This is a genomic window from Aeromonas oralensis, from assembly GCF_049665575.1.
In the GTDB taxonomy this organism is placed as follows: domain Bacteria; phylum Pseudomonadota; class Gammaproteobacteria; order Enterobacterales; family Aeromonadaceae; genus Aeromonas; species Aeromonas hydrophila.
In genome coordinates this window covers 3,527,448-3,539,462 of record NZ_CP187186.1, presented here as the reverse complement: position 1 = coordinate 3,539,462, position 12,015 = coordinate 3,527,448, and the positions used below count along the sequence as shown (strand labels likewise).

The window sequence follows — 12,015 nt, the reverse complement described above, 5'->3', positions numbered from 1 at the left end:
TCAGATTAAATAGGGGGCCGCGGCCCCCTTTTATCGCAGGATAGAATATGGCCAGAGAATTTAGCCGGACCCGTCGGGTCGGACAGCAGATCCAGCGTGAAATCGCGCTCATTCTGCAGCGCGAGGTCAAGGATCCGCGCATCGGCATGGTGACCGTTTCCGATGTGGAAGTGTCCCGTGACCTCAATTACGCCAAGGTGTATGTCACCTTCTTGCAGCTGGAAAATGATGCCGAGCGCATCAAGGAAGGGCTCAAGGCGCTGACGGAAGCCGCTGGCTACATCCGCAGCCTGCTGGGCAGCGCCATGCGTCTGCGCGTGGTGCCCGAGCTGCGTTTCTTCTACGACCAGACCCTGGTCGAGGGGATGCGTCTTTCCAACCTGGTGACCAACACCATCCGTGAAGACAAGCGTCGCATGGCCGAATCCGGTCGTGAAGAAGACGATGCCGCGCCGGATGAAACTACTGAGGATAACGCCTGAGATGTCTCGTAGACGTCGTTTCAAGGGCCGTGACGTGCACGGTATCCTGCTGCTGGACAAGCCGACCGGGCTGACCTCCAACGATGTGTTGCAGAAGGTCAAGCGGATCTACAATGCCGCCAAGGCTGGCCACACCGGCGCCCTGGACCCTCTGGCAACCGGCATGCTGCCGATCTGCCTCGGCGAAGCCACCAAGTTCTCCCAGTATCTGCTGGAAGCGGACAAGCGCTACGAGGTGACCGCCAAGCTGGGCGAGCGCACCAATACCAGCGACTCCGATGGCGAGGTGGTCTCCACCCGGCCGGTGAACGTGGCCGTGGGTACCCTGATCGAGTCGCTGGACCAGTTCCGCGGCCCCATCATGCAGGTGCCGTCCATGTACTCCGCCCTCAAGCACAACGGTCGCCCGCTCTACGAGTACGCCCGTGAAGGCATCGAGATCGAGCGGGAAGCCCGTCCCATCACGGTGTTCGAGCTCAAGCTCATCAGCTTTGAAGGGGATGAGGTCAAGCTGGAGGTGCACTGCAGCAAGGGTACCTACATCCGCTCTCTGGTGGATGATCTGGGCGAGGTGCTGGGCTGCGGCGCGCATGTCACCCAGTTGCGCCGTACCCAGGTGGCCAGCTATCCCTATGAGCGGATGCTGACCCTGGAACAGCTCGAGTGCATCTTCGAGCAGGCCAAGGCCGAAAGCATTCCGCCGCGCGAGCAGCTGGATCCGCTGCTGCTGCCGATGGACACCGCCGTGGCAAGCCTGCCCGAGGTGAACATGCTGGCCGCCGTGGCCGCCTATGTGAACCAGGGCCAGGCCGTGCAGGTCGCCGGAGCGCCGCAGAGCGGTCAGGTGCGCATGACGGTCGGTCCGGAGCGCGAGTTCATCGGCGTGGGCGAGATCGACGACGAGGGGCGCGTGGCGCCCAAGCGTCTGGTGCGTTATCACGACGAACACGACGAGGAGTGATCCTCAGGCGGTATTGACGCGTGTTGGCCGTTGTGGCTCTTTCCCGTTGCGTAAAGTGACGGGGACGATTATGATACCGCCCTCATTTCACGGCTGAATTAGAGATTGGCTGTGAACCTTTAAACACTCTACTGGAGTAATACCATGTCTCTAAATGCTGAGATCAAAGCTCAAATCGTTGCTGACAACGCTCGTTGCGCCAACGACACTGGCTCCCCCGAAGTGCAAGTTGCCCTGCTGACTGCCCAGATCAACCATCTGCAAGGTCACTTCAAGGAGCACTCCAAGGACCACCACGGTCGTCGCGGTCTGCTGCGCATGGTTTCCCAGCGTCGTAAGCTGCTGGACTACCTGAAGCGTAAAGACGTTCAGCGTTACGCTGCTCTGATCGCCAAGCTGGGTCTGCGTCGTTAATCGACCATCAGATTTCGCGAAAAAGGGGAACCTCCGGGTTCCCCTTTTTTATTGCGCGTCAGGCTGTTGCCGCCCTCACAGAATTTGTGTCGCTGCTTACCTTTTGCATCGAATCAAGTATACTTGCACGCGAATTTAAAGCGCCAAATTGTAAAAAGGAAATTCACGTGAATCCTATTGTAAAGTCATTCCAGTACGGTCAACACACCGTCACTCTGGAAACCGGAGTGATGGCCCGTCAAGCCACTGCGGCCGTCATGGTCAGCATGGACGATACCTGCGTATTTGTGACCGTAGTTGGCAAGAAAGAGGCCGATCACGGCCGTGATTTCTTCCCGCTGACCGTCAACTACCAGGAGCGTACCTATGCTGCTGGTCGTATCCCGGGTGGTTTCTTCCGTCGTGAAGGCCGTCCGAGCGAAGGCGAGACCCTGATCTCCCGTCTGATCGACCGTCCTATTCGTCCGCTGTTCCCGGAAGGCTTCCTCAATGAGGTTCAGGTGGTTGCCACCGTCATGTCCGTGAACCCGGCCGTTTCTCCCGACATCGTTGCCATGATCGGTGCCTCCGCGGCGCTGGCCATCTCCGGTATCCCGTTCGGCGGCCCGATCGGTGCAGCCCGCGTGGGTTACATGAACGGTCAGTATGTGCTGAACCCGACCACTACCGAACTGCCGCAGAGCGATCTGGACCTGGTAGTTGCCGGTACCGCCAACGCAGTGCTGATGGTTGAATCCGAAGCGGCCATCCTCTCCGAAGAGGTGATGCTGGGTGCGGTAGTATTCGGTCACGAGCAGATGCAGGCCGTTATCAACGCCATCAACGAATTCGCTGCCGACGTCGGCACCAAGCCGTGGAACTGGACTGCTCCTGCCGTCAACGAAGCACTGAAAGCCAAGGTTGCCGAGCTGGCGACAGCTGAGCTGGGTGAAGCCTACCGCATCACCGAGAAGGCCGTGCGTTACGAAACCATCGGTGCCATCAAGGCTCGCGTGGTTGAGCAAGTCATCGCTTCCGGCGTGGAAGAAGATGCCAAGAAGATCGGCGAAGAGTTCCACAGCCTGGAAAGCCGCATCGTCCGTGGTCGCGTCGTCCGTGGCGAGCCGCGCATCGATGGTCGTGATCCGGAGATGATCCGCGCCCTGTCCGTCGCCACCGGTGTACTGCCGCGTGCCCACGGCTCCGCCCTGTTCACCCGTGGTGAAACTCAGGCCATGGTCGTTGCCACCCTGGGCACCGAGCGTGACGCCCAGAACATCGACGAGCTGACCGGCAACCGCGCCGATCGCTTCATGCTGCACTACAACTTCCCGCCATACTGCGTCGGTGAGACCGGCATGATGGGTAGCCCGAAACGTCGTGAAATCGGTCACGGTCGTCTGGCCAAGCGCGGCGTTGCTGCGGTGATGCCGAGCGCCGACGAGTTCCCGTACGTGGTACGTGTGGTATCTGAAATCACCGAATCCAACGGCTCCTCCTCCATGGCCTCCGTCTGTGGTTCCTCCTTGGCGCTGATGGACGCCGGTGTGCCGATCAAGGCCTCTGTTGCCGGTATCGCCATGGGTCTGGTGAAGGAAGAAGAAGGTTTCGTCGTGCTGTCCGACATCCTGGGTGACGAAGATCACCTGGGCGACATGGACTTCAAGGTTGCCGGTACCACCGAAGGTGTGACCGCACTGCAGATGGACATCAAGATCGAAGGCATCACCAAAGAGATCATGGAGATTGCCCTGAAGCAAGCTCGTGGTGCTCGCCTGCACATCCTGAAAGTGATGGACGAAGCCATCCAGGCACCGCGTGCCGAGATCTCCGATTTCGCCCCGCGCATCCACACCATCAAGATCAACCCGGAGAAGATCAAGGACGTCATCGGTAAAGGTGGCTCCGTGATCCGTGCCCTGACCGAAGAGACCGGCACCAACATCGAGCTGGATGATGACGGTACCGTCCGCATCGCCGCCGTTGACGGTGATGCCGCCAAGGAAGCGATCCGCCGTATCGAGGCCATCACCGCCGAGATCGAAGTGAACCGCATCTACGAAGGCAAAGTTGTCCGTCTGGCTGACTTCGGTGCCTTCGTCAACATCCTGCCGGGCAAGGATGGTCTGGTGCACATCTCCCAGATCACCGATGCACGCGTGCAGAACGTGGCCGACTACCTGAAGATCGGTGACGTGGTCAAGGTGAAGGTACTGGAAGTGGACCGTCAGGGCCGCGTGCGTCTCTCCATCAAGGAAGCGAACGCCCCGACCGAAGCCGCAGCCGAGCCGGCTGTTGCCGCCGTCGAAGAGCCGGCTGCCGAATAAGCCGCCGAGCCGTGAAAAAGCCGACCTCAGGGTCGGCTTTTTTTATATTTGCGACTTGGCGTTGTTGCTTTTGAGACCTGTTGTTATAACGAAAGGCTTCCCGCGCGACGGGTAACAAGGAGCAGTGTAATGTCGTGGGCCCTCCTAAGGCAGTTTCCTCCCCTGGTCTGGACCGTAATCCTGGGCACCTTCATGGTGCGCACCAGCTATTACATGGTCTGGCCGTTTCTCTCCATCTTGCTCTATCGGGAGTATGGCCTCTCGGCGACCGCCATCGGTGCCATGCTGGGGGCGACTGCGGCTATCTCCACCCTGGTCAGTTTCTATGGTGGCTGGCTGTCCGACAAGCTGGGGCGGCGCAACATCCTGCTGGCGGGTTGTCTGGTCTAGGTGCTCTGCTACGGCCTGCTTGGCTTCTCCCATTCGGTGCTCTGGCTCGGACTCGGGGTACTCGGCAGCGGCCTCTCCTCCGGGCTCATCGATGCGCCCGGCAAGGCGTTGATGGCTGACAGCCTGGCTTCGGCCAAGGCCCGCGAGCTGGCGCTGCACCTGCGCTACTTCCTGCTCAACCTGGGGGCGGCTCTCGGCCCCCTGCTGGGGGTGACCCTTGGCATCAGTGCCCAGCAGCAGACCTTCCTGCTGCTCAGTGGCAGCTATCTACTGCTGGGGGCTGCCTTTTTCTGGGGATTTGCCCAAAGCAGGATAGCGGCGACCCACGGCAGCGAGCTGGGCTTGCGTGCGGCCATCAAGGTACTGTGGCTGGACCGGGGCTTCTTGCTGCTGGTACTGGCCAACCTGCTGATGAACCTGGTCTATTCCCAGTTCCACTCACCGCTGGTGCAGTACCTGACCCGGGCCGGAACGCCAGAGGTGGCGAGCCTGATCGCCCTTCTGGTGGCCACCAACGCCCTGACCGTGGTGCTGCTGCAGTTTCCCCTGCTGCACCTTCTGGCCCGCTGGCCGGGCAAGGTGCGCCTGCAGGTCGGCATCACTCTGTTTCTGGGGGCTCAGGTGCTGTTTGCGCTGGGGGAGCCGCAGCAGTGGTCACACTGGGTCGGGGCCGTACTGATGTTGAGCGTAGGGGAGACCATACTGTTTCCGCTGCTCAACGTGCTGATCGATCAGATGTCGCCTCCGCATCTGAAGGGGAGCTACTTCGGTGCAGGTGCGCTGGCCGGGCTGGGTGGGGCCATCGGTGCCTTGCTGGGGGGCTGGATCCTTGCCGAGTGGGGCGGCCAGGCACTCTACGTGCTGATGGCGGTGCTCTGCCTGTTTACTTTCCTGCTCTATGAGTGGGGCGCCCGCATTGCGCGTCCGGAACGGATTCGGGTCAAGCAGGATTGAGCCTCAGTGTGTCCCCTTCTGGTTGACCTGTTTCATCGCCTTTTTGGCGGCATACATGCGCTCGTCGGCCAGCCTGATCAGGCTGTTGCCCTCATCGAACTGGACAGGCCCGGTCTGTACCAGGCCGATGCTGAGGGTGACGTCGCTGATCTGCTCGCTCAGCGCATTGTTGAGGCGGGGCAGGAAGACATCTCTGGCCTGCTCCTCGTTGCAGTTGGGCAGGATCAGGCAGAATTCGTCCCCGCCGTAACGGAAACAGCAATCCTCCGCCCGTGAGACCTTGCGAATGCAGTCGCCGACGATGCGCAGGATCTCGTCCCCGCGCTGATGGCCCTGGCTGTCGTTGATCTGCTTGAAGTCGTCGATGTCGAGATAGGCGATGACCACCGGCTCTGAGCGGCGCTGGCAGGTACGCAGGGTGCGGGTCAGGTTCTCCTGCAGGTGGCGTACGCTGAGCAGGCCGGTGAGGGCATCGGTCCGGCTCATCTCCTCCAGCTGCTGGGTGCGCTCGCGTACCTTCTCCTCCAGTGCCTTGGCGTAGATCTCCGATTTCTCCTTGGAGGACTCTATTTCCGATACCAGGCTGCGGATATAGGTCTCGAACACCAGGGTGATGTCGAACAGGAACAGTTTGTCGAGGGCGGTCAGCATGGTGACCCGCTCCTGCTCATCGGGGATCTGGGCGAAGATATCCTCGATGAGCAGCCCCTTGAGGGTGTTGATGGCGGCCAGATAGAGCTTGGGCTCCACCCCGATCCGCTTGTGCACCAGTCCGATCCGCAGCCGGTTGTTGACGTATTCCAGGTCATACAGGCCGCTGAACAGGTCGAGAATATAGCGGCGCTGTGCCGCCCGCAGCCGGGTGAGGGTATCGGCGTCGCCGATCAGCAGGGCAATTTCGGTGATCGCGGTTTGCAGGGAGTAGAACTTGTCGACCAGGGCATCGATGTGTGGCTCGATTTTAGGGCGATAGCTGGCGAGCAGGGCGAAATCCTGCTCATCCAGCAGCAGCAGCTCCTTGCGATGGGCGATTTCGAACTCTGTGATCCGCATCTGCTCCAGCAGAGTCTGTTCAGTTGGATTCATGACAGTTTCCCGAGCGAAAATAGAGGCGCACGCATTGTTATGTAACTGACAGTGTAGACATTAACAGCCCAAGGCAGGTTTTCAAATGGCGCAGGATTGTTGCAGATCAACGCCTGCGCCCGGTTCTCGCACTGCTAGAAGGTCAACACCTTGTCGGCCGCCAGTGTCCACTGGGCCAGCAGCGGCAGGGTGCCGATCTCGATCCCCTCGATGAGCGGCAGCGCCGTGATGCCACGGGCATCGGTACAGGTCTTGCAAAGGCGAATGCTGATCCCCTGAGCCAGCAGGATCTCCAGCATCTGGCGCAGGTTGTAGCCCTCGGCCGGTGCCTGGCCCGCCAGTGCGGCGCTGACGGCATCTGACATCAGAAACAGTTTCAGGTTGGCACCGCCCTGTTCGCGCAGGGCGATGGCCAGGCGCAAGGCATTGAACAGGGATTCGCTGCCATAGGGGGCGCCGTTGGCGATGATGACAATCTCTTGATTCATAACAGACTCCTTGATGAAAGTAGCCATTGTAGGCCCATCGGCACCCCGCTGGCGTGATGTCGCACAAACTCTGTCGTAGCGATTTGCCCGCGCCTTGACCCGGCTGGCCGAGTACGGTCTGATAGGCGGCCATCAAACATGACAGGGGTACGAGGTCGTTATGTGGAAGGTTATCGGAATGAGCATGCTGCTGTTGGCCGGCCAGGCCTATGGCAGTGAGGCCGTTGGCTGCAAGGCGCGCCAGCAGGCCGTCAAGGATCAGCTGGTGTTTGCCAAGGCGCACGACAATGCGGATCAGGTCGCCGGGCTGGAGCGGGCCCTGCGCAATATCGAGACTCACTGCACCGACGCCGGTCTGTTCAAGGAGCAGCAGCAGCGGGTGGCCGAGCTCAAGGAGCAGGTCAACGAACGGTTGGTCGAGCTGCAAAACGCCAGGGTGACGGGCAAGCCCGACAAGATCGCCAAGAAGCAGGCCAAGCTGGAAGAGGCCCAGACCAAGCTGCTGGCCGCCCAGCGCGAGCTGGATGTGTTGAGCAAGCTGATCAAACCCTGACTCATTGATGAAAAAAGAAGCCGGCGCAGTCCGGCTTCTTTTTTATCTCGAGTTTCCCTCTGGTCTGGCTCAGCCGCCGCGCCGACCCACCATGTCGGCCGGCACCACCCAGGCATCAAACTGCTGCGCCGTCAGGTGGCCGGAGGCGATGGCCGCCTCCCGCAGGCTGAGCCCCTCATGGTGGGCCCGCTTGGCGATCTCTGCCGCCTTGTCATAGCCGATATGGGGGTTGAGCGCCGTCACCAGCATCAGGGAGCGGGCCAGCAGCTCGTCGATGCGGGGCTGGTTCGGGGTAATGCCGACCGCGCAGTGGTCGTGGAAGCTCTGCATGCCGTCCGCCAGCAGCCGCACGCTCTGCAGGAAGTTGTGGGCGATCATCGGCCTGAACACGTTGAGCTCGAAGTTGCCGCTGGCCCCGCCGATGTTGATGGCCACGTCGTTGCCCATCACCTGGGCGCACAGCATGGTGAGCGCCTCGCACTGGGTCGGATTGACCTTGCCGGGCATGATGGAGGAGCCTGGCTCGTTTTCAGGGATGATGAGCTCTCCCAGCCCGCTGCGGGGGCCGCTCGCCAGCCAGCGCACGTCATTGGCGATCTTCATGAGGGAGGCGGCCAGCGTCTTGAGGGCGCCGTGGCCATGCACCAGGGCATCGCTCGCCGCCAGCGCATCGAACTTGTTGGGGGCGCTCACCAGCGGCAGCCCGGTCTGCTCGGCCAGGGTGGCGGCCACCGCCTCGGCAAAGCCGGGCGGGGTGTTGAGGCCGGTGCCGACGGCGGTGCCCCCAAGCGCCAGCTCATAGAGGTGGGGCAGGGCGGCCCGGATATGGCGTTCCCCCTGCTCGAGCTGGGCGACCCAGCCGGAGAACTCCTGCCCCAGGGTGAGCGGGGTGGCATCCTGCAGATGGGTGCGGCCTATCTTGATGATGTCGTCGAAGGCCGCCGCCTTGCCAGCCAGGGTGGTGCGCAGGGTGGCCAGGGCGGGCAGCAGGTGCTGGATGAGGGTGGTGACGGCCGCCAGGTTCATGGCGCTCGGGAAGACGTCGTTGCTCGACTGGCTCTTGTTCACCTCGTCGTTGGGGTGCACCAGCCGCCCCTCACCACGGGTGCCGCCGAGCAGTTCGCTGGCCCGGTTGGCCAGCACCTCGTTGAGGTTCATGTTGGTCTGGGTGCCGGAGCCGGTCTGCCATACCCGCAGCGGAAACTCCTCATCATGCTGGCCGCACAGGATCTCGTCGGCGGCGCTCATGATGGCCTGCGCCGTGCGGGCGGGCAGCAGTCCCTTGGCGTGGTTGACCCGGGCACAGGCCGATTTGATGCGGGCCAGGGCGTGGATCAGCGCCATCGGCTGGCGTTCGCCGGAGATGTCGAAGTGTTGCAGGGAGCGCTGGGTCTGGGCCCCCCACAGCCGATCGGCCGGCACGGCGATCGCGCCGAAGCTGTCGTGTTCAGTCCTGCTCTTCATCTCATCCTCCCTTCATTGCGAAAAAGGGGCGACATCCTGCGCCCCTGTGGGTTTTCAGCCGGTCAGCGCCATTCAGCTGCGCGGGCGAAACGGCGTCAGCTCGGCCAGCGGTGCGGCCGTGCTGAACTCTTGGGTGGTTTCGGCGTGCTTGAAGATTTTGAAACCTTCGCCGCGGGCGCTCCAGTATTCGATGTGCTCGCCGCTGATCTGCAGCAGGCTCGCCTCGCGCAGGGCCACCACGTGTTCGCTCGGGTTGATGGCGCAGAACTCGGCCAGGCGCTCGTCGCGGGTCTCCCCCATGTGGCCGCTGATGCTTGCGTCCAGATAGTGGGGGTTGATCTGCAGCGGGAACAGCCCCAGCGCAGGCAGCACGGCGGCGCTGCAGACCGGCATGTCGTTGGTGGTGCGGATGCTCGGGGTCGCCACGTTGCAACCGGCGCTCCAGCCCACATAGGGCACGCCCCGCTCGCGCACGGCACGCTGGATGGGCACCACCAGGCCGTTCTCGTGCAGCAGCTGGTTGAGGCGCCAGGTGTTGCCGCCGCTGATGAAGATGGCGTCGGCATGGTTGATCGCGTCCACCGGGTCATCGAACTGATGGATGCTGATGGCCTCCACCCCCAGGCTCTCGCTGAGCTCCAGGGCGCGGGCATCCCAGTCGCTGCGGATCACCGCGTAGGGGATGAGCAGGATGCGCTTGACCTGTTTGCGGGCGAGCAGGGTCTGCACCCGATCCCGGGCCCAGCCGAGCAGGCCCGGGCATTCGGTGGCTTTGCCGTTGCTGAGAAGAAGCAGTTCCATGAAGCGTGTCCTCGATAAGTGAAAGCGCGAAGAGGTCACCGGCCCCAGGCCGGGTGACGGAAGCCCCCATTCTAGCCCGATCGCTGCTCAGGTTCTGTGATCGATGGCGCCATGTACCCTGATGAGCCCGTTTTTTGACCGCCAGATGAAACAAACCCCGGCATGCCGGGGTTTGTTGTTGCAGCGGATGGGTCAGCTGGCGCTGGCCGGGGCAATCCGGAACTCGGGTTGCTGGCGCAGCTTCCACAGCTCAATCCACTTGCGGATGGCTGACACCAGGATGACGGCGCCCAGCCCCAGCATCAGCAGCGAGATGCCGCCGTTGAGCAGGTTGTAGCCCTTGGCTTCCGGGTTGAAGTAGACGTGGCTGACCATCCAGTAACCGGCGTAGTTGACGGTGACGAACAGGTAGGCCAGCGGGATCAGGCAGGTCAGCATGTAGCGGCGCTTGCTGGCCAGTCGCAAGATGATGGTGGCACCTATGATGAGGCCCACCGAGGCCATCAGCTGGTTCGAGACCCCGAACAGCGCCCACACAGACCCGATGTCGCCGGACATCAGCAGGTAACCCCACATCACGCAGGCGAGCACGCTGGCCCCGATGGCGCCCGGCATCCAGTCGATGCGCTTGAGGGGCGGATAGAACTCGCCGAAGAAGTCCTGAATGAGGTAGCGGGAGACCCGGGTGCCGGAGTCGACGGCGGTCAGGATGAACACCGCTTCAAACATCACCACGAACTGGAAGAAGTAGGAGGCGAGGTTACTGAACCAGGGCACCTTGGTGAAGATGTAGGACATGCCCACCGCCAGGGTGACGGCGCCGCCGGTGCGGCCGTTCAGATCCATGCCGATCTCCTGGGAGAGGAACGGCAAGTCCACCACCTGCATCCCCAGCTTGGCGAAGGCCTCCGGGGTGGCGTTGATGGCGAAGTAATCCGCCGGGTGCAGGGCAGTGGCGGCGATCAGCGCCATCACGCCCACCACGCACTCGGCCAGCATGGCACCAAAGGCGACCGGCAGGATGTCGCTCCACTTGTCCACCAGTTTCGGGGTGGTACCTGAGCCGATAAAGGCGTGGAAGCCGGAGATGGCACCACAGGCGATGGTGATGGAGATAAAGGGCCAGACCGGGCCGCCGAGTACCGGGCCGCCGCCGTGGACGAACTGGGTCATGGCGGGGAACTGGATCTCCGGGTTGATGCAGATAACGCCGATGACCAGGGCGCCGAATACGCCGATCTTCATAAAGCTGGAGATGTAGCCACGCGGGGTGAGCAGCAGCCAGACCGGCAGCGCGGTGGCGAAGAAGGCGTAGACCGGCAGCGCCAGACTGATGGTCTCGGCACGCAGGGTCAGCCAGGCACCGAAGGCGCTCTCCTGCACGTAGGGGCCGAAGAAGACGCAGGCCAACACGGCGATGAAGCCCACCCAGGAGGCCGCTTGCAGGTTGCCGGTCAGCTTGTGCCAGATCCCCACCACCATGGAGATGGGAATGGTCATGAAGACCGCGAACACGCCCCAGGCGTTACGCTCCAGCGCGTGCACCACCACCATGGAGAGACCCGCCATGGTGATGGTGATGATGAACAGCATCGCGAGCCCCGTGCACCAGCCGGCGATGGGGCCGAGCTCGGCCTTGGCCACCTCGGAGAGTGACTTGCCCTGATGCTTCATGGAGGCGAACAGCACGACTGTGTCGTGCACCGCGCCGCCGATGACGCAGCCGATCAGCAGCCAGAGAAAGCTCGGCAGGTAGCCGTACTGGGCGGCCAGGACCGGGCCCACCAGCGGGCCGGCGGCGGCGATAGCCGCGAAGTGCTGGCCGAAGTTGACCCACTTGTTGGTCGGCACATAGTTCTTGCCATCCTCCAGCTGGTGGGAGGGGGTGACCAGCTTGTCGTCGGCCATCAGCACCTTGCGCACAAAGAACACGCCGTAGAGGCGATAGGCGATGGCGAGGATGCAGAGGGCCGCAATGACGAAAGTGATTGCGTGTTGCATGACGGAGTTTCCTTTTCCTGCGGCCAATCCGGCCGGGCTCAGGCTGCACTCTACCGATGCGGCAGGGAAAGGGGAGCGCAGAAAAGGTCAGTGGCAGAGGGCCGCTCGCGAGCGG

10 protein-coding genes and 1 pseudogene are annotated in these 12,015 nt (G+C 62.4%); 6 read left to right on the top strand and 5 right to left on the bottom strand.

Annotated elements, in window-relative coordinates; all coding sequences use genetic code 11:
* The first annotated feature begins 47 nt into the window (after nt 1–47).
* The 5 genes and pseudogenes from rbfA (at nt 48) to ACPDZI_RS16315 (ending at nt 5,507) form a co-directional block, all read left to right on the top strand.
* Complete coding sequence (gene rbfA / locus ACPDZI_RS16335) at nt 48–482, top strand: 30S ribosome-binding factor RbfA (RefSeq protein WP_011707073.1); 435 nt, start codon at nt 48–50, stop codon at nt 480–482.
* A 1-nt stretch (nt 483) separates the two neighbouring features.
* Nucleotides 484–1,443, top strand: a complete 960-nt coding sequence (truB, locus tag ACPDZI_RS16330) for a tRNA pseudouridine(55) synthase TruB (RefSeq protein WP_016351717.1) — start codon at nt 484–486, stop codon at nt 1,441–1,443.
* 144 nt (nt 1,444–1,587) lie between these two features.
* A complete protein-coding gene (gene rpsO / locus ACPDZI_RS16325) occupies nt 1,588–1,857 on the top strand; it encodes a 30S ribosomal protein S15 (RefSeq protein ID WP_005298162.1) in 270 nt (89 codons plus the stop codon).
* A 167-nt stretch (nt 1,858–2,024) separates the two neighbouring features.
* Nucleotides 2,025–4,163, top strand: a complete 2,139-nt coding sequence (pnp, locus tag ACPDZI_RS16320) for a polyribonucleotide nucleotidyltransferase (RefSeq protein WP_011707071.1) — start codon at nt 2,025–2,027, stop codon at nt 4,161–4,163.
* A 48-nt stretch (nt 4,164–4,211) separates the two neighbouring features.
* Nucleotides 4,212–5,507: pseudogene (locus ACPDZI_RS16315) on the top strand (MFS transporter).
* 3 nt (nt 5,508–5,510) lie between these two features.
* On the opposite strand, the gene ACPDZI_RS16310 reads toward ACPDZI_RS16315, so the two are convergent.
* Together ACPDZI_RS16310 and ACPDZI_RS16305 are read right to left on the bottom strand one after the other, a co-directional pair.
* A complete protein-coding gene (locus tag ACPDZI_RS16310; RefSeq protein WP_076360419.1) occupies nt 5,511–6,593 on the bottom strand; it encodes a protoglobin domain-containing protein in 1,083 nt (360 codons plus the stop codon).
* Nucleotides 6,594–6,727: 134 nt separating this feature from the next.
* Entirely contained in the window at nt 6,728–7,081 is a 354-nt protein-coding gene (locus ACPDZI_RS16305) for a DsrE/DsrF/TusD sulfur relay family protein (RefSeq protein WP_011707068.1), read from the bottom strand.
* Nucleotides 7,082–7,259: 178 nt separating this feature from the next.
* On the opposite strand from ACPDZI_RS16305, the gene ACPDZI_RS16300 reads away from it, so the two are divergent.
* A complete protein-coding gene (locus ACPDZI_RS16300; protein WP_187267827.1) occupies nt 7,260–7,634 on the top strand; it encodes a DUF1090 domain-containing protein in 375 nt (124 codons plus the stop codon).
* A gap of 69 nt (nt 7,635–7,703) precedes the next feature.
* On the opposite strand, the gene fumC is transcribed toward ACPDZI_RS16300, so the two are convergent.
* From fumC to ACPDZI_RS16285, 3 genes are all read right to left on the bottom strand, one after another.
* Nucleotides 7,704–9,098 (bottom strand): class II fumarate hydratase, encoded by a 1,395-nt coding sequence (gene fumC, locus ACPDZI_RS16295; protein WP_438833488.1) that lies wholly within the window; start codon nt 9,096–9,098, stop codon nt 7,704–7,706.
* A gap of 72 nt (nt 9,099–9,170) precedes the next feature.
* Entirely contained in the window at nt 9,171–9,899 is a 729-nt protein-coding gene (pepE, locus tag ACPDZI_RS16290; protein ID WP_060389928.1) for a dipeptidase PepE, read from the bottom strand.
* Nucleotides 9,900–10,091: 192 nt separating this feature from the next.
* Nucleotides 10,092–11,900 carry a carbon starvation CstA family protein gene (locus ACPDZI_RS16285; RefSeq protein ID WP_024944260.1) on the bottom strand — a complete coding sequence of 603 codons (1,809 nt, stop codon included), beginning with the start codon at nt 11,898–11,900 and terminating at the stop codon, nt 10,092–10,094.
* Between the last annotated feature and the right edge of the window lie 115 nt (nt 11,901–12,015).